Genomic DNA, 15,735 nt, shown 5'->3' with positions numbered 1-15,735 from the left:
GGGGGGGTCCGCCCGCGGCGCGCCGGTCGGCGGGGCCCCCCCCCCCCCCCCGCCCCCCCCCCCCCCCCCCCCCCGGCCCCCCCCCGGGGGGGGGGGGGGGGGCCCCGCCCCCCCCCGCCGCCCCCCGGCCGTCGTCCGTCACACCAGGAGCTTCTCCTTGGCCTTCTGGTACTCCTCGTCCGAGATGGCGCCCCGGTCCCTCAGGTCCGCCAGCTTGGCCAGGTCGTCGACGTGGCTGCGGCCTCCAGCGGGACCGGTAGCGGTACCGGTGCCGACGCCGGTGGCGGTGGCGCCGACGCCGCCCGGCGCCGACCCGGCCGCGTCCCGGATGTAGGCCCTGAACGCGTCCTCGGACCGCTGCGCCTGTTCGACGTCCCGTCTGCCCATCGACTGCCCGCGGGCGATCAGGTAGGCGAGGACGCCGATCAGCGGCAGGACGATCACCAGGACCAGCCAGCCGGCCTTGCCCCAGCCGCTGAGGTCGTGGCTGCGGAAGATGTCCGTGATGATCTTGAACAGCAGGAAGAACCAGAGGATCCAGAGGAACAGCTCCAGCATCGTCCAGAAGATGTTGAGCACCGGGTAGTCCACGGCCAGCAGTTTGGTCTCCATGGCCGAGTCATATCACCGCAAAACGGACACGACTCTCCGCTGTTCGGCTGTTCCGGTGGTTCTCCGCCCCGACGGGAATATCCGCGGCGCAGGAAGGCCGCAGGGGGCCGTCGGGAGGGGCTCAGCCGAGCCCGGCCCGCCGCCGCAGCTCCACCGCCAGCTCGACCAGCTCGCCCCACCAGGCGTCGTGCCCGGCCAGCAGTAGCCGCCGGGCCTCCGCGGGCGCCACCGGCCGCACCTCGACCACCTGCTCGCCGTCCGCCGGGTTGGTCGGCGCGGAGTCCAGCGCGACCTCGCCCCAGCCCCACAGCCAGGCCTTCTCCGGGTGCGGCTGCCACGGCCGGTACGGCACCGGGTCCTCGGTGCGGCAGCGGTGCGCGCCGAGCCAGTAGGGCTCGCCGAGCAGCCGGGCACCGGCCTCCTCCCGCAGCTCGCGGGTGAGGCAGGAGGGGATGCTCTCGTCCTGCTCCCGGGTGCCGCCGGGCAGGAACCAGTGGTCCCGGTCGTCGCGGCAGAGCACCACCCGGCCGTCCACGAACCCGACCAGGTGGATGTTGGTGACCAGCGCGTCCGGCGGCAGCTCGGTGGAGAACTGTGCGTCGAACCGCCCCCAGCCCCAGTACTGCGGCGCGTGCAACGCCGGGAACAGCGAGGCGAGTTCGGCGGATCTGGCAGAGGCGTCGGCGCGGTCCGTGGTGTCGGTCATTCGGTGATGGTAGTGCCGGCCGGGAAACGGCGGGGGGCGGTCGGGTGGACGAGGGCGATGTCGGGGGTGGAGATGGCGCGTGGGCGTCGCGGGCGGGGGCCCTCGGCCGCGACGCCGACCCAACTGCCGAGGGAGATCTCGGCGGTGATGCCCGGCCCGAAGCCGGCGATCAGCCCGGTGGTGCCCTCGGGCACGCCGCCGTCCGCGAACAGCCGGGCCAGCGCGTCGAAGACCACGGCGCTGGCGATGTTGCCGCGTTCGGTGAGCGTCGCCCGGCTGTAGCGGAAGGTGGCCGGCTCCAGGTTGAGGAAGCGGCACAGGTCGTCCAGGATGCGCGGGCCGCCCGCGTGCACGATGTAGAAGCCGAGCCCGGAGACGTCCCAGCCGTGCTCCCCGGCCAGGCCGCGCAGTGCGGGCGCGAGCATCTCCATGGTGCCGGGCACCCGCTTGTCCAGCTGGAAGTGGAAGCCGGTGTCCTTCACCCCGTACGAGATCCAGTCCACGGTGTGCGGGACGAGGTGCGAGCCGTTGCGCTCGACCTGGACGCCGTGTCCGCCGTGTCCGCGCATCACCACCGCGGCGACGGCGTCCCCGAACAGGCCGTTGGAGAGCAGTGAGCCGACGCCGAGGTCGGTCGGCTGGTAGCAGAGCGAGCAGAACTCGCAGGCGACGATCAGCACGTTGGCGCCCGGGTAGGCCCGGCAGAAGTCGTGCGCCCGGTTGACGGCGGCGCCCCCGGCCGCGCAGCCGAGCTGGGCGATCGGCACCTGGCGGGTGTCGGAGCGGAAGCCCATGGTGTTGATCAGCCAGGCGGTCATCGACGGCATCATGAAGCCGGTGCACGAGACGTAGACGATCAGGTCGATGTCCTGGGCGGTCAACTCACCGTGGGCGAGGGCCCGTTCGACCACCTCGGGGACGCGCCGCTTGGCCTCCCGCTCGTACACCTCGTTGCGGACGGTGAAGCCCGGGTGGGTGAGGGTCCGCTCGATCGGCTGGACCAGGTGCCGGGTGCGCACCCCGGTGTTCTCGATCAGCCGCAGCGCCAGGCCGAGCTGGGGGTGGCCGTCGTGCAGGGTGCGCGCGAGGTCGAGGGTCTCGTCGAGGGTGATGACGTGCTCGGGCACGGCGATCGCCGGGCGGCAGAGAGTTGCCATGGTGCGGGTCTCCCCAGTGCTGCGGGAACGGTGGGTTGGAGGGGAGGCGGTTACCAGGCCACCGGCAGGGTGCGCGGGAAGCGCCAGATCGAGCCGGAGTTCCAGTCGAGTTCGGACGGCTCGACGGCCAGCCGCAGGCCGGGGAAGCGGCGCAGCAGGGTGCCGATGGCGACCTGCAGCTCCATCCGGGCCAGGTGCGAGCCGAGGCAGTGGTGCTGGCCGTACCCGAAGGCCATGTGGGTGGGCGCGCCGCGGTCGAGGTCCAGCTCGTCGGGGCGTTCGTAGAAGGCCGGGTCCCGGTTGGCGGTGAGGTAGGAGACGTGCACCGCCTCGCCGGCCCGGATCAGCACGCCGCCCAGTTCGACGTCCTCGGTGGCGACCCGGGCGATGCCGACGCCCTGGCGGAAGGGGATGAAGCGCAGCAGCTCCTCCAGGGCGCTCGGCAGCGTCTCGGGGCGGGCGCGCAGCTTCGCGAGCTGTTCGGGGTGGGTGAGCAGGGTGTAGGTGAGGTTGCCGAGCTGGTAGGTGCTGGTGTCGTGGCCGGTGACCAGCAGGACCATCGCCATGACGGTCAGCTCGTCCGGGTCGAGCAGTTCGTCGCCGTCGCGGGCGGTGGCCAGGGCGCTGATCAGGTCCTCGCGGGGGTGCGCCCGGCGTTCGGCGGTCAGCTCGGTGAAGTAGCCGCGCAGGGCGGTCTTGGCGGCCTCCTGGCCGTCCCGGCTGCCCGGGCCCATCCGCATCATGGCCACCGCGTGGCCGCGCAGTTCGGCGCGGTCGGCGGCGGGGATGTCGAGCAGCTCGCAGATGGTGGTGAGCGGGAGGCGGTTGGCCAGGAAGTGCATCAGGTCGGCGGGGGCGCCGTGTTCGGTCATCTCGTCGAAGTAGCCGTCGACGGTGCGCTGGGTGGCCGGACGCATCCGCTCGACCTGGCGGTTGGTGAAGCCCTGGGCGACCAGGCGGCGCAGCCGGTTGTGGGCGGGCGGGTCCATCAGGTTGATCGCCTCGGCCTGGGCGATCGGGGCGGGCGTCATCCGGGGCAGGTCGCGGCCGATGCCCCCGGCGCGGCTGAACCGGCGGTCGGTGGTGACCAGTTTGACGTCCTCGTAGCGGGTGGCCAGCCAGGCCTCGCCCTCGCCGTACGGCAGCCGGATCCTGGCGACCGGGGCTTCGGTGAGCAGCCGCTTCAGGAGGGGGTCGAACTCCAGGCCGTCGGTGTGGTGGAAGGGGCAGTCCCACACGGGGGCGGTGGTGGTCACGGGCCGGTCCAAGTGTTCTCGTCATGCCGGTGGCGGTGCCCGAGGTGTCGGTCCTGTTCGGGCGTGGACATGCAGATGGTGCCCCATGAACTGGCAAAAAGGCGGATTCGGCGAAGAGTTAGCTCTAAGGAGTGAGATTCGGATGATAGTCACGCGAATTAGGGCACGGCGCGGGCGAGTTGGCGGTCAGCCGCCCGGTGCCACCAGCCCGGTCCCGTGGGCGAGCACCACCGCCTGCGCCCGGTCGCGCAGGTGGAGCTCGGCGAGGATCCGGGCCGCGTGGGTCTTCACCGTCGACTCGCTGACGGTGAGTTCGCGCGCCGGCTCGGTGGTGGACAGCCCGCGCCCGAGCAGCGTGAGCACCTCCGCCTCGCGCGGGGTGAGCGGGGCGAGGTCCCGGTGCAGCGGCGGGCCGTCGGCACCGGGGGTCGGGCGCGGGGCGCCGGCCGCGAAGCGCTCGACCGGGCGCCGGTGATCGAGGGCGCGAGCAGCGCGTCCCCGGTGTCCACCAGCCTTACGGCGGCGGCGAGATGGGCCGAGGTGACGCCCTTGAGCAGGAAGCCGCTGGCCCCGGCGGACAGCGCGGCGTAGACGTAACGGTCCAGGTCGAAGTGGTCAGCATGATCACCCGTCAGTCGGGCACCTGGGCCAGGATGCGCCGGGCCGCCTCCAGGCCCTCTGTGCCGGGCATCCGGATGTCCGGCAGGGCGACGTCCGGGCGGTGCGGTACGGCGGCGGCCACCGCCTCCGCGCCGGCGGCGGCCTCGGCGGCCACGTCGATGCCGCGCGCGGTGAGGATCATCCGGAAGCCGGTGCGGACCAGCTCCTGGTCGTCGGCGACCACCACGCGCGGACGGCGCGGCTCGTCGCGCTCCACCGGGCCCGCCGTCACGGCCGGTCCAGCGGGATGCGGGCGCGGACCCGGAAGCCGCCGCCGAGCCGGCGCCGGGCGTCCAGGTCCCCGCCGTACACCGCGACGCGCTCGCGCAGGCCGATCAGGCCGCGCCCGGCGCCGTCGGCCGGCCGTGGTGTCGGCCGTGGCGTGGGTCGTGGCGGGCGGTGGTGCGGGTCGTGGTGCGGGCGGTGGCGTCGGGCGTGTCGTCGGCCGTGAGGACGGCCGCGGGGCCGGGCCGGGCGCCCCGGAGAGCACGCTCAGGCCGCTGTTGGGCACCTCCACCCGCAGGTAGGGTCCGCGTAGCGCACCGTCACCTCCGCCGTCACCCCGTCCCCGTGCTTGAGCGCATTGGTCAGTGCTCCTGGACGATCCGGTACGCCGTCACGTCGATGCCGCCGGGCAGCGGCGGCGGCTCGCCGGAGATCCGCACCTCGACCGGCAGCCCGGCGAAGGCGAACCGGTCGATCAGCGGGTTCAGCCGGTCTCGGCCGCCGACCCGAGCCTCTCGCCCCCGGTGGTCGAGCCCGGACCGCCCGGACCGGTCGTCGCCGTCATCGGCTTCACCACCGTCTTCACGGTGCTGCTGTCGGTGGTCGCCGTGCCGGGCGTCTTCGACACCCTGCTGCTCACCGTCCGCGAGCGCCGCCGGGACCTCGGCATGCTGGAGCCCATCGGGGTGACGCCCCGGCAGGTGGTGGCGATGACGGTCACCTCGGTGGCCCGGCAGGGCGTGGTCAGCGGGGTCGTCGGTATCCCGTCGGGGTGCTGGCCCACCGGCTGATCGCGGACAACGCCGGGATCGTCCTGTTCCTGAGGAGACGCTCGACGTCTGGAGCGCCCCGTTGCTCACCGGCCGCGCCCTCGCAGGCGTCGCGATCGCCGTCCTGGGCGCGCTCCTCCCGGCGCGGTCGGCGGCCCGGCTGCCGACCGCGGAGGTGTTGCACAACGAGTGAGCCCGGGGGAGGGGCCCGGGGACCAGCCCGGGCCCGTCCTCGGGCCCGTTCCCGGGCCGGTCCGTTCGGACGGCCGGTCGGGCCCCTTCGACCGGCCGTCCGCGTTGTCCGAGCTTGCGGAAACCTCCGCCGCGCGTGTCATGGCACTGACGCATGCTCAATCCGCAGTGTGCGGGCGCCTATCATCGCGCCATGGCCACCGCTGAGCTGATCCGCATCGTCTCCCGCTCCTCGCCCATGGCGCTCGCCCAGGTCGAGCGGGTCCGCACCGAACTCGCCGCCCTGAACGCGGGCCTGCGCACCGAGGTGGTGCCCGTCACCACCTCGGGCGACCGCTGGACGGGTGATCTCGCCCAGCTCGGCGGCAAGGGCGCGTTCACCAAGGAGGTCGACGCCGCGCTGCTCGCCGGGGAGGCCGACGTCGCCGTCCACTGCCTCAAGGACGTGCCCGCCGACCGCCCGCTGCCGGCGGGCACCGTCTTCGCCGCCTACCTGCGCCGTGACGACATCCGCGACGCCCTCGTCCACCCCGGCGGCCTGCCGCTGGCCGCGCTCCCGCCCGGTACCCGGGTCGGTACCTCCTCCGTCCGCCGGGTCGCCCAACTCGCCGCCACCCACCCGCACCTGGAATGCGTGCCGATCCGCGGCAACGCCAACAGCCGGCTCGCCAAGCTGGACGCCGGGGACGTCGACGCGCTGCTGCTCGCCGTCTCCGGCCTGGAGCGGATCGGCGAGCAGGCGCGGATCACCGAGGTGCTCGGCATCGAGGCGATGTGCCCGCCGATCGGCGCCGGCATCCTCGTCCTGCAGTGCCGCGAGGGCGACACCGCGACCATCGAGGCGGTCACCTCCCTCGGCCACCACGACACCTGGCGCGAGGCGGCGGCCGAGCGGATGTTCCTGCACGCGCTCCAGGGCCACTGCAACAGCCCGATCGCCGGCTACGCCCGGTCCGAGCGGGACGGCCGGCTCTCCCTGCGCGGCCGGGTCTTCACCCCGGACGGCAAGCAGGTGCTGGACGCCCACGAGTGGGCGGGCGCGCTCAGCCCGGAGGACCTGGGGACCTCGGTGGCGCTGGCGCTCAAGCGGCAGGGGGCGCAGGAGCTGATCTCCTCGATCCCGCACTGAGCCGGTCCGTCGGGTCCGGGCGGTCGTGCGGGGGTGACGGCCCGGCGGTCTCATCCGCCGCGGATCCGCTCGGGACCTCGCGTCCTGAATCTCGCGTCCCGGATCTCGCGTCCTGGATGTCGCGTGCTGGATCCGCCCGGGATTCCGCGCCCCCGATCCGCCCCGGATTTCCTGCCCCGGACCTGCCCCGAATCTCCCGCCCCGGGCGAGAACCGGGCGGCCGTGCGGGGCGTCCGTTTGAGGCGTGATCAGTGCGGTGCTCGGCGGGATGCCGATGTTCTGGCCCGGGCTGCTGCTCTCGCTGGTGCCCGCGGCCCTGTTGAACCGGCCGGTGGGGCGGCTGCTGCGGGCCCACTGGGCGGTGGGCTTCGTGCTGCTGCTCGGGCTCGGCGGGGTGGTCGTGGCGACGCTGCTGCCGGAGGCGTTCCGGCTCACGGAGGGCGCCGTGCGGCACTGCGCCGTGGAGGGCGGCCGGCCGCGTTCGCCGTACGAGCTGCTGCACGTCCGGCACATCGAGTTGAAGCTGGCGACCTTCGCCCCGGTGGGCTTCGCGGCCGCGCTGGCGGGCACCCGGCGGCGGGCGGCGGTGGCACTGCTGGGCGCGGCGGCGCTTCCGTTCGCGGTGTCGGCGGTGCACTACGCGGTGCCGGCGATCGGCCGGGCCTGCGATGTGCAGGACGTCTGGGACGGGGTGCAGGGGGTCGCCCTGGGGGCGGCGCTGGGGCTGGCTGTCGGGCCGCTGGTACGGGCGGTACGGGTGCGCACCGTCTGAGTGCCCCGGACCACTGGTCCCGGGCTACTGGTCGAGGAGCGGGAAGAGCCGGGTGACGGCGGCGACCGGGCGGGCCCCGTCGGGCCGGGTGGCCGGGTCGGCCTCGCGGCCCCGGTAGCGGGCCAGCATCCGGCGGACCTCCTCGCCGACGGCGGCCAGTTCCCCGGGCGTCAGGTAGACGACGGCGCTGAACGCCTCGTCCTGCCGCCACTCGGCCGGGGCCTCGGCGCGCCGGGCGAGCCAGCGCTGGTAGCTCTCGTCCTCCAGGCCGCGCGCCAGTTCTCCGAACTCCTCCTCCGCCGCCGGAGGTTGGGCCGTCGGCAGCCGCCACGGCCGGGCCCGTCCGTCGGTGGCCGGGGCCTCCTCGATCAGCCCGTAGCGGGCCAGCTGCCGCAGGTGGAACGAGCACAGGCCCGAGCTGAGGCCGAGTCGGGCGGCGGCCTCGGTGGAGGTGAGGGTGCCGTGCGCGGCGAGCAGCTCCAGCAGGGCGGTGCGGACGGCGTGCTCGGGGAGGGAGCCGGTTCTGACGAGGTCTTCGGTCACTTTGCAAAGTCTGCTACTTTGCAAAGTCGACAGCAAGTCCATCGTCCGTCGAGGGAGCGCCCGTGTCCGAGCTGCGTGAACGTCCGACCGTCCTGCGGATCACCGAGGTGGGGGAGGAGATCCTGCGCCGCACCTGCCGTACGGCCACCGAGGAGGACTTCGGCAGCGAGCGCCTGGCGCGGCTCATCGACGACATGTTCGTCACCATGCACGTCGCCGACGGCTGCGGCCTCGCCGCCAACCAGGTGGACGTCGACCTGCGCCTGTTCGTCTACGACTGCCCCGACGACGACGGCGTCCGGCACACCGGGCACATCCTCAACCCGGTGGTCGAGGAGCAGGAGCCCGGCCGCGCGCTGATCGAGGAAGTCGAGGGCTGCCTCTCCGTGCCCGGCGCCAATACCAGGCTCGCCCGCCCGGCCCGTGCGGTGGTGCGCGGCGTCGACCAGCACGGCGAGCCCGTCACCATCGAGGGCACCGGCTACTTCGCCCGCTGCCTCCAGCACGAGACCGACCACCTGAACGGCGGGCTCTACATCGACCGCCTCTCCGCCCGCGACCGCAAGCGGATGCTGAAGCAGGCCGCCGACCGGCGGGAGAAGGTCTTCGCCGAGCGCGCCGCCAGGGCTGCCACACTGGACCGGTGACCGAGCCCGCGCACCTCGCCGCCGTCCGGGAGTCGTACGACACCGTCGCCGCCGACTACGTCCGCCTCGTCGTCCCGCCCGAGCGCATGGACCCGCTGTCCCGGGCGATGCTCGCCGCCTTCGCGGAGCTGGTGCGGGAGTCGGGCGGCGGCGAGGTCGCCGACCTCGGGTGCGGGCCGGGGCGGGTGACGGCGTACCTGTCCGGTCTGGGACTGTCGGCCTTCGGGGTGGACGTGTCCGGCGAGATGGTCGCGCTGGCCCGCCGGGCCTATCCCCGGCTGCGCTTCCTGCACGGTTCGATGGCCGCCCTCGACCTCCCCGGCGGCGGCCTCGGCGGCATCCTCGCCTGGTACTCCGTCCACCACACCCCGGTCGGGCAACTGCCGTCGCTGTTCGCCGAGTTCCACCGCGTCCTTGCGCCCGGCGGCCACCTCCTCCTCGGCGGCCACGTCGGCGAGCCCCAACTGCTGCGCCCCGCCCAGGCGTACGGCCACCCGGTGTCGTACGCCTCGCACCTCGTTCCGGCGGCCCGCCTGGCCGAACTGCTGGAAGCGGCCGGGTTCACCGTCACGACGCGGATGGAGCAGCCGCACCCGCAGCGCGCGTACCGCTCGTACGCCTGCCTGTTGGCGTGCGCCTCCGACCGCTGCTGAGGCCGGCCGCCGAGGCCGCCGCCGAGGCCGCTTTCCGGGTGGCGTGCCGCTCCCGCTTGACCTGGACAGTGCCCGCAAGCCCGGTCTGCGCCTTCCGCGATGCGTGTTTCGCCCCGGGCGAAGCGGGGTCAACCGGAATGCCGACCTCCACAGCGGTACCGGGGGACGACCCCGCAGACCTCTGCCTCGGCTACGAGCGGGCCGACCAGGACCAGGATCAGGACCACCCGATCCCGGACGTTCGCATCCTCGCCGGGGATGAGGGTGGCCCCCGACGCCCAGCGCCAGGCCTTCACGGAGGGGGACGCCACCACCGGCGCCGCCTTCGTGGACGATGCGACGGGGCTCCGTCTGGTGATCAACCGGCAGGCCGCCGAGCCGGTGTGCCACGCCTACCGCAACGGGGACGGCAAGTGGCTGGTGAACCCGATGTTCCCGGCCGGTATCCCTGCTTCACCACGGCCTGCACCGGCGCGGACGGTACGGCGGGGCCGGTGCGCCGGCGGCCATCGAGAACGGCAAGGACAGCGTCAGTGGCTGAGGAGCGCCGGGCGGGACCCGTACAGAGTGGACCTGTCGGGTCAGACGGGCTCGGCGGCGGTGGCGGCGAAGGCGACGAACGCCCGCCAGGCGGCGGGAGAGAAGGTGAGTCGGGGGCCGGACTCGTCCTTGGAGTCGCGGACGTGGACGGTGTCGGGGGCCTCGGCGACCTCGACGCAGGCGCACTCCTTGTCGGAGCTGTAGCTGCTCTTGAACCAGGCCACTTCCATGGTCCATGACGGTACGCCAACGGCCTGCCGCGTGAGAGGCGGTGGGCCGTTGAGGGAGGCTTCGATCAAACGTCGGTGGTGGCGGCGGACTTCACGAACGCCCCCACGCGGCCGGCTCGAAGGCCGGCTGGGGACCGTTCCTGTCTTCATCGTTCCCCCAGGATCTTCTCGATCAAGGCCAGTGACTCCTCGGGGCCTTGAGCCTGCGCCCTGAGAATGTTGTAGCGCGGTTCTACCGCCACGTGCTCAGTCCTGCCACGGGCGACCCCGAACTACCGTGGGACAACTGCGGTGACTGCGGGTATGACGGCGACCCCTGGCCATGCGATGACCTGGCTCGACCTCGCGTCACCTTATGCCGATCATCCTGATTGCCCCCGGCGCCACTGAGGCGGAAGTCGTTTACGGGACGACCGGTTGGGCCCGGCTCGTTCGACTTCTTGCTCGGCCGCATCCCGAGTGACTATGTAGACCGTCGGTCTATTTGTGGGTGCCTCGCGTCGGCCTTCTGCACGAGAAGTCGGGTGGGCCGACTTCCTGTGTCGCAGCATTGCCGCCTACGGGTTTGTCCCCTCCGCCGCGAGTTGAGGAGTAATGGGCTGGCCTGTTCGATTCCTGGCTGGCCGCTTCATCCTGGCGTGAATAAATAGACCGGTCTGTTTATTTTTGCTGGCTTGAGTTGACCTCTCTGTATAAGAAGTCAGGGGGCCGACCTCCTGTGCCCCCAGTGGTGCGCAGGTGGAGGCGTTTATGTAGACCGACCGTCATATTCTGCGCCCGATCCTGCTTGGGTAGCGCGAGAAGTCGGTTGGCTCGACTTCCCGCGCGGCGTGCCCTCTCCGAGCGATAGTGCACCCTGTCTTCCTGTGTTCCTGTGGTACTGCCGTGCGGGCGCGAATTTCGCTGCACAGGAAGTCGGCCTGGTCGACTTCCTGTGCAGCGGCATTGCATTTGCACGTCCGCTCTGGTCATCTCCTCTGTGAGGACCGGCCGACTCGGTTTCTTCGGTCGGAATCCGAGGCGAATATGTAGACCGCTTGGTTTATTTGTGAGCGCTGGAGGCCGGCCTTCTGCGCGAGAAGTCGGCTGGGCCGACTTCTCATGCTGGGCTGGTGGTCGAATATATGGACCGGTCGTCATATTCGAGCAGCCGCGCACTCGCCCCGCAGGCCACCGTGGCCCGGCGCCCGGTGGCCCGCTGCGTAGGAAGTCGGGTGGGCCGACTTTCTGTGCGGCGGTGGGTGCGGGTGATCAGTGAACTCTCTCAGAGTGGCCGCTGATCGGGTGACGGGTTAGCGTCCCGCAACGCATGAGGTTTCCGTGCCGTTGAGGGAGGTGTTCGGTCTCAACTCTTCAGCGCAGGAGCCTCGGTGGTTCCCCATCCGGCTGGACTCGACCTGCCGCACGCCCTGGTCGAGTGGATATCCATGCTCATCGTCACCCGTGAGGGTGACCGACGCTGCAAGCTCCCGCCCCACCAGCGTGCCCTCGGCGGTCTGGTCTGCCTACGCCGGCACGACACGCTCGCACAGATCGCCGCCGGCTTCGGCATATCCAACAAGAACGCCATCTACCGCCGCTGGCCCAACCGGCTGGCGCTCGGCCTCGCCGCGTACAAGCAGCTCGCGAAGGCCGCGCCGCTCCCCGATACCGGTGAACTGCGCGGCGACGCCCTGGAGTTGCTGCGCCAGGCGAACCGTCACTGGAGTTCCCCGCTGGGCGCCGTGCTGCGCGAGCTGCTGGCCGCGGCCGGCGGTGCGACGGAGTTCCTGGCGCAGCTGCAGGACCAGTCCGGCGACGCCGCGGCGGCGCCCTGGCTCACCGTGCTGGGCCGCGCGGTCGCCCGCGGTGAGGCGGCCCCCGAGGCACTGCACCCCCGGGTGGCGACGGTCGCGGTGGTGCTGCTGCGCAACGAGTTCATGGCGCGCGGGGTGCCGACCGCGCCGGACGACGTCCTGGTGGAGATCGTGGACGAGGTGTACCTGCCCCTGGTGCGCGGCCGGGCTCCGCGCGGCTCCTGAAACCTGCCGCGGGCGGATGGTGCTGCCCGCGCACGTGGCGGGAAGGTCGAGGCCCGCACCGCGTCGTGCGGGCCGTCGCGCTTGCGCGGGCTGTCGCGGAGGGGCTTCTCGTTCTGCTCGCCGAGGGCTCGGACCGCCTGCTGGCGCCCGGGGTCAGGGGATGAGGGAGTCGGCGAGGCGTGCGGCGGTGTCGGCGTCCAGGGGGCCGTGGCCGAGTAGGAAGCGGTACCAGAACACCCCGTAGACCTGGTCGGCGATGAGGTCCAGGTCGGCGGTCCCGGTCAGTTCGCCGCGGTCGCGCGCCCTGGTGAGGAGGTCGCGCAGTGCGGTGCGGCGGGCGGCGGTGAAGGTCCGCATCAGTTCGGCGAGGTGCGGGTCGCGGGCGGCCTCGCGGGCGACGGTGCGCAGGGCGGAGGCGGTGGTGTCGCGCTGGGCCGCCTCGAAGGTGTTGGTGACGAAGGCGCGCAGGTCGGTGCGGAGGTCGCCGGTGTCGGGGCCGTGGACGTCCTGGTCTGCGCGGTCGGTGAGGGCGTCGAGCAGGACGGCGCCCTTGGAGGGCCACCAGCGGTAGACGGTCTGCTTGCCGACGCCGGCCGTGCGGGCGATCGCGTCGATGGTGACGGGCGTTCCGTCGGACTCGGCGAGCAGGCGCAGGGCGGCGTCGAGGATCGCCCGGCGGGCGGCCTCGTTGCGGCGGCGCCCGGTGTGCGGGCGTACGGCCGGCGCGGCCCCGGCAGTCTCGGCGCTTTCGGTGGCGTCGGTGCTCACGGCGCTGTCGGCGGCCTCGGCGGCCTTGGAGGCCTTGGCGGTGTCGCTCATCGGGTTTCCTCTCCTCCTGCCCTCGCTTGACAAGACTAACAGTCTCGACAAGCATCATTGCCGGAACCGGTGGTCTCGACAAGCGAAAGGCCCCACCATGAGCACTGCGTCAAACCTCTTCGCCGGACAGCGCGTCGTCGTGATGGGCGGCAGCTCGGGCATCGGTGAGGCGGCGGCCACCGCCTTCGCCGCGGACGGTGCCGAGGTCGTGGTCACCGGCCGCGACCGCGACCGGCTGGACGCCGCCGTCGCCCGGATCGGCGGCCGGAGCACCGGTCGCCGACTGGACGCGGCGGACCCGGCCGCCCTCGCCGAGTTCTTCGCCGGCGCCGGCACCGTGGACCACCTGGTCGTCGCGGTCAGCGGCGCGGCCGGCGCCGGCCCGTTCGCCGAGCTGGACCTGGCCGAGCTGGCGACCGGCTTCGACGGCAAGTTCTGGCCGCAGGTGCGCGTCCTCCAGGCGGCGCTGCCGCACCTGCGCACGGACGGTTCGGTCACCCTGATCACCGCCGCCTCGGCCCGCGCCGCCATCCCGGGAACCGCCGGACTGGCCGCCATCAACGGCGCGCTGGAGGCGATGGTCCCGCCGCTGGCCGTCGAACTCGCCCCGCTGCGGGTCAACGCCGTCTCGCCCGGCGTGATCGACACGCCGTGGTGGGACCGCGTCCCGGCCGAGCAGCGGACCGCGCTGTTCGAGGGCCTCGCCGCCACCACTCCGGTCGGCCGGGTCGGCCGCGCGGAGGACGTCGCCCGGGCGATCCACATGCTGGCCGCCAACAGCTTCGTCACGGGGGTGGTGTTCGACTGCACCGGCGGGGCCAACCTGCCCACCGGGCGCTGAGCGGTCCATTGTCACAGGCCACCCGTACGGTGTGACCGTGAACGCTCCCGACGTCGTCCCGATCAGCCACCGGCCCGACTACCGCACCGACACCATCGGCCGCTGGCAGGGCGGCCAGTTCTTCGCCTCGGCCGTCTGCCTCGGCGTCGGCCGGTACTACGCCGTCCTGCACCGATTCGACGACGCCGGCCGGCACCTCGACTCGCGGATCCGCCCCGCCGGCGACGCGGTGGAGGCCAAGCGCCTGCTGGCGGAAGAGCTCGACGCCCTGCCCGGCCGGGAGTACCGGGACATCGCGATCGCCCCGTTCGCCGTGCACGTCGACGGCGAGCTGTTCGGCCTGGTCCGCGAGGACTACGAGCCGGACGACGAAGACGAGTCGGACGACGAGGGCGAGCAGGACGACGAGGGCGAGGAGGCCGAGAAGGACAGGGAGATCGAAGAGGACGAGGAGGCCGAAGACGACGAGCGGATCCACTTCGAGCTGTACCCCGACGGCCTCGGCTTCGACGCCCCCTGGTGCGGCTGCTACGACACCTGAGCCGCCGCCGCGCCGGCGCGCCCGGGCGTCACCACTCCGCCACCCGGTAGTCCTTGAGGAACACCCCCGACACCGGGTCCCCGGCCTCGCCGCGGACGATCGGGTCGTAGATCCGGGCCGCGCCGTCCACGACGTCGAGCGGGGTGCGGAACCCGTGGGCGGCGATCCTGGCCTTCTTCGGCGCCGGGTTCTCGTCCGTGATCCAGCCGGTGTCGACGGCGCACATGTGCACGCCCTGGTCGGCGAGTTGGGCTGCGCTGGTGCGAGTGAGCATGTTGAGCGCGGCCTTCGCCATGTTGGTGTGCGGATGCCGGGCGGTCTTGTTGCGGACGGCGAACCGGCCCTCCACCGCCGTGACGTTGACGATGTAGCGGGCGGGGTGCGGCGAGGCCAGCAGCAGGGGCAGCAGCCGGTCGCAGAGCAGGGCCGGGGCCAGCGCGTTGACCAGCTGGGTCTCCAGGACCTCCGCCGGGTCGAGCGAACCGAGCGTGGCGGACCAGGAGTTGGCGGGGGCGAGGTCGGGCAGCAGTCCGGCCTCGTCGGCGAGGTCCAGCAAGGAGCTGGCGCCGGAGGGGAGTTGGGCGAGTCCGGTGACCGGACGGAACCCGGGTGCGGCGTGGCCGATCGCCCGGCGGTCGGCGGCGGGCAGGGCGTCCTGCTCGCCCGCGGCCAGCAGCGCGTACGACTCGGGCGGGCGGCGCAGGGTCTGCGCGGCGTTGTTGACCAGGATGTCGAGCGGACGCCCCTCGGCGCGCAACCGGTCGGTCAGGCCGATGACCTGGCGCGGGTCGCGGAGGTCGATGCCGACGACGGTGAGCCGCTCCCACCACTGCCCGCTGCCCTCAGCGGCCCGGAAGCGGCGGACGGTGTCCTGCGGGAAGCGGCTGGTGACGACCAGTTCGGCGCCGTCCCGCAGCATCATCAGCGCGAGCTGGAAGCCGATCTTGACCCGCCCGCCGGTGAGCAGCGCCCGGCGCCCGCGCAGGTCGGTGCCGAGGGCGCGGCGGGCGGTGTTGTCGGCCGCGCAGTCCGGGCAGAGCATGTGGTAGAAGCCGTCGACCTGGCGGTAGGCCTGCTTGCAGACGTAGCACTTGCGCGGGAGCCGCAGCTCGCCGACCGGGCCGCGGGGCCCGTCCGCCGCAACCAGCGGCGCGTCCTCGCGGCGGGTCCGGCGGCCGGTCGCGGTGGTGGCGAGCAGGTCGGCGTCGGCCTGCCGCTGGGCCTGCCGGGCCTCCTGGCGGCGGCGCTTGCGGCTCTCCATGACGAAGGAGCTGAGCTGCCGCTCGGCGTGCAGCCGGGTGCGGTCGTGGGCGGGGAGGGCGCGCAGCCGGCCGAGGGTGCGGCTGAAGGCGGCGAGTTCCTCGGCGGTGACGCCCGCCGCGCCGGCCACGTCGTTACCGGCCACTTCGTCGCAGGCCGCC

Annotated in this window: 16 protein-coding genes and 1 pseudogene; 8 read left to right on the top strand and 9 right to left on the bottom strand. The window is 73.1% G+C overall.

Annotated elements, in window-relative coordinates:
• Positions 1–138: 138 nt before the first annotated feature.
• From ACIQI7_RS30840 to ACIQI7_RS30820, 5 genes and pseudogenes are all read right to left on the bottom strand, one after another.
• Positions 139–612 (bottom strand): SHOCT domain-containing protein, encoded by a 474-nt coding sequence (locus ACIQI7_RS30840; RefSeq protein ID WP_401116405.1) that lies wholly within the window; start codon positions 610–612, stop codon positions 139–141.
• Between the two features lie 121 nt (positions 613–733).
• Positions 734–1,318, bottom strand: coding sequence for an NUDIX hydrolase (locus ACIQI7_RS30835; RefSeq protein ID WP_401116402.1), 585 nt, complete (start codon positions 1,316–1,318; stop codon positions 734–736).
• Positions 1,315–2,475, bottom strand: a complete 1,161-nt coding sequence (locus ACIQI7_RS30830; RefSeq protein WP_401116399.1) for a type III polyketide synthase — start codon at positions 2,473–2,475, stop codon at positions 1,315–1,317. Before ACIQI7_RS30830 ends, ACIQI7_RS30835 begins: the two co-directional genes overlap by 4 nt.
• A 50-nt stretch (positions 2,476–2,525) precedes the next feature.
• Positions 2,526–3,731 carry a cytochrome P450 gene (locus ACIQI7_RS30825; RefSeq protein WP_387758154.1) on the bottom strand — a complete coding sequence of 402 codons (1,206 nt, stop codon included), beginning with the start codon at positions 3,729–3,731 and terminating at the stop codon, positions 2,526–2,528.
• 186 nt (positions 3,732–3,917) lie between these two features.
• Positions 3,918–4,533, bottom strand: a pseudogene (locus ACIQI7_RS30820) (response regulator).
• A gap of 448 nt (positions 4,534–4,981) precedes the next feature.
• Here ACIQI7_RS30820 and ACIQI7_RS30815 point away from each other — a divergent pair.
• The 3 genes from ACIQI7_RS30815 (at position 4,982) to ACIQI7_RS30805 (ending at position 7,479) form a co-directional block, all read left to right on the top strand.
• Positions 4,982–5,407, top strand: a complete 426-nt coding sequence (locus ACIQI7_RS30815; RefSeq protein WP_401116395.1) for an FtsX-like permease family protein — start codon at positions 4,982–4,984, stop codon at positions 5,405–5,407.
• 364 nt (positions 5,408–5,771) lie between these two features.
• Entirely contained in the window at positions 5,772–6,707 is a 936-nt protein-coding gene (gene hemC, locus ACIQI7_RS30810; protein WP_401116392.1) for a hydroxymethylbilane synthase, read from the top strand.
• A 244-nt stretch (positions 6,708–6,951) separates the two neighbouring features.
• Positions 6,952–7,479, top strand: a complete 528-nt coding sequence (locus tag ACIQI7_RS30805; protein ID WP_401116389.1) for a hypothetical protein — start codon at positions 6,952–6,954, stop codon at positions 7,477–7,479.
• Between the two features lie 24 nt (positions 7,480–7,503).
• On the opposite strand, the gene ACIQI7_RS30800 is transcribed toward ACIQI7_RS30805, so the two are convergent.
• On the bottom strand, positions 7,504–8,022 hold the full coding sequence (locus ACIQI7_RS30800; protein ID WP_401116386.1) for an ArsR/SmtB family transcription factor: 519 nt from the start codon (positions 8,020–8,022) through the stop codon (positions 7,504–7,506).
• A 62-nt stretch (positions 8,023–8,084) separates the two neighbouring features.
• Here ACIQI7_RS30800 and def point away from each other — a divergent pair, with 62 nt between their 5' ends.
• Complete coding sequence (def, locus tag ACIQI7_RS30795) at positions 8,085–8,669, top strand: peptide deformylase (protein ID WP_401116383.1); 585 nt, start codon at positions 8,085–8,087, stop codon at positions 8,667–8,669.
• A complete protein-coding gene (locus tag ACIQI7_RS30790) occupies positions 8,666–9,322 on the top strand; it encodes a methyltransferase domain-containing protein (protein WP_401116380.1) in 657 nt (218 codons plus the stop codon). The genes def and ACIQI7_RS30790 overlap by 4 nt, the downstream gene beginning before the upstream one ends.
• A gap of 581 nt (positions 9,323–9,903) precedes the next feature.
• On the opposite strand, the gene ACIQI7_RS30785 is transcribed toward ACIQI7_RS30790, so the two are convergent.
• Positions 9,904–10,092, bottom strand: a complete 189-nt coding sequence (locus tag ACIQI7_RS30785) for a DUF397 domain-containing protein (RefSeq protein ID WP_401116377.1) — start codon at positions 10,090–10,092, stop codon at positions 9,904–9,906.
• 1,370 nt (positions 10,093–11,462) lie between these two features.
• Here ACIQI7_RS30785 and ACIQI7_RS30780 point away from each other — a divergent pair.
• Positions 11,463–12,113: a TetR/AcrR family transcriptional regulator C-terminal ligand-binding domain-containing protein gene (locus tag ACIQI7_RS30780; protein WP_401116374.1), complete on the top strand. Its 651-nt coding sequence runs from the start codon at positions 11,463–11,465 to the stop codon at positions 12,111–12,113.
• A gap of 153 nt (positions 12,114–12,266) precedes the next feature.
• On the opposite strand, the gene ACIQI7_RS30775 is transcribed toward ACIQI7_RS30780, so the two are convergent.
• Positions 12,267–12,932: a TetR/AcrR family transcriptional regulator gene (locus tag ACIQI7_RS30775; RefSeq protein ID WP_401116371.1), complete on the bottom strand. Its 666-nt coding sequence runs from the start codon at positions 12,930–12,932 to the stop codon at positions 12,267–12,269.
• Positions 12,933–13,029: 97 nt separating this feature from the next.
• Between ACIQI7_RS30775 and ACIQI7_RS30770 the strand changes: the two genes are divergently transcribed.
• Both ACIQI7_RS30770 and ACIQI7_RS30765 read left to right on the top strand, forming a co-directional pair.
• Positions 13,030–13,773 carry an SDR family oxidoreductase gene (locus ACIQI7_RS30770; RefSeq protein WP_401116368.1) on the top strand — a complete coding sequence of 248 codons (744 nt, stop codon included), beginning with the start codon at positions 13,030–13,032 and terminating at the stop codon, positions 13,771–13,773.
• A 37-nt stretch (positions 13,774–13,810) separates the two neighbouring features.
• Complete coding sequence (locus ACIQI7_RS30765) at positions 13,811–14,314, top strand: hypothetical protein (protein ID WP_401116365.1); 504 nt, start codon at positions 13,811–13,813, stop codon at positions 14,312–14,314.
• A 28-nt stretch (positions 14,315–14,342) separates the two neighbouring features.
• On the opposite strand, the gene ACIQI7_RS30760 is transcribed toward ACIQI7_RS30765, so the two are convergent.
• Positions 14,343–15,704 carry an SDR family oxidoreductase gene (locus ACIQI7_RS30760; RefSeq protein WP_401116554.1) on the bottom strand — a complete coding sequence of 454 codons (1,362 nt, stop codon included), beginning with the start codon at positions 15,702–15,704 and terminating at the stop codon, positions 14,343–14,345.
• Positions 15,705–15,735 lie beyond the last annotated feature (31 nt).

The sequence above is a fragment of the Kitasatospora sp. NPDC092039 genome, from assembly GCF_044756065.1.
Classification (GTDB): Bacteria; Actinomycetota; Actinomycetes; order Streptomycetales; family Streptomycetaceae; genus Kitasatospora.
This window is presented reverse-complemented; position numbering and strand designations above follow the sequence as displayed.

What these genes read in the sequence shown, in the direction of transcription:
- ACIQI7_RS30840 (WP_401116405.1), bottom strand. Translation starts at nt 612, where the DNA reads ATGGAGACCAAACTGCTGGCCGTGGACTACCCGGTGCTCAACATCTTC.
- ACIQI7_RS30835 (WP_401116402.1), bottom strand. Translation starts at nt 1,318, where the DNA reads ATGACCGACACCACGGACCGCGCCGACGCCTCTGCCAGATCCGCCGAA.
- ACIQI7_RS30830 (WP_401116399.1), bottom strand. Translation starts at nt 2,475, where the DNA reads ATGGCAACTCTCTGCCGCCCGGCGATCGCCGTGCCCGAGCACGTCATC.
- hemC (WP_401116392.1), top strand. Translation starts at nt 5,772, where the DNA reads ATGGCCACCGCTGAGCTGATCCGCATCGTCTCCCGCTCCTCGCCCATG.
- ACIQI7_RS30785 (WP_401116377.1), bottom strand. Translation starts at nt 10,092, where the DNA reads ATGGAAGTGGCCTGGTTCAAGAGCAGCTACAGCTCCGACAAGGAGTGC.
- ACIQI7_RS30775 (WP_401116371.1), bottom strand. Translation starts at nt 12,932, where the DNA reads ATGAGCGACACCGCCAAGGCCTCCAAGGCCGCCGAGGCCGCCGACAGC.
- ACIQI7_RS30770 (WP_401116368.1), top strand. Translation starts at nt 13,030, where the DNA reads ATGAGCACTGCGTCAAACCTCTTCGCCGGACAGCGCGTCGTCGTGATG.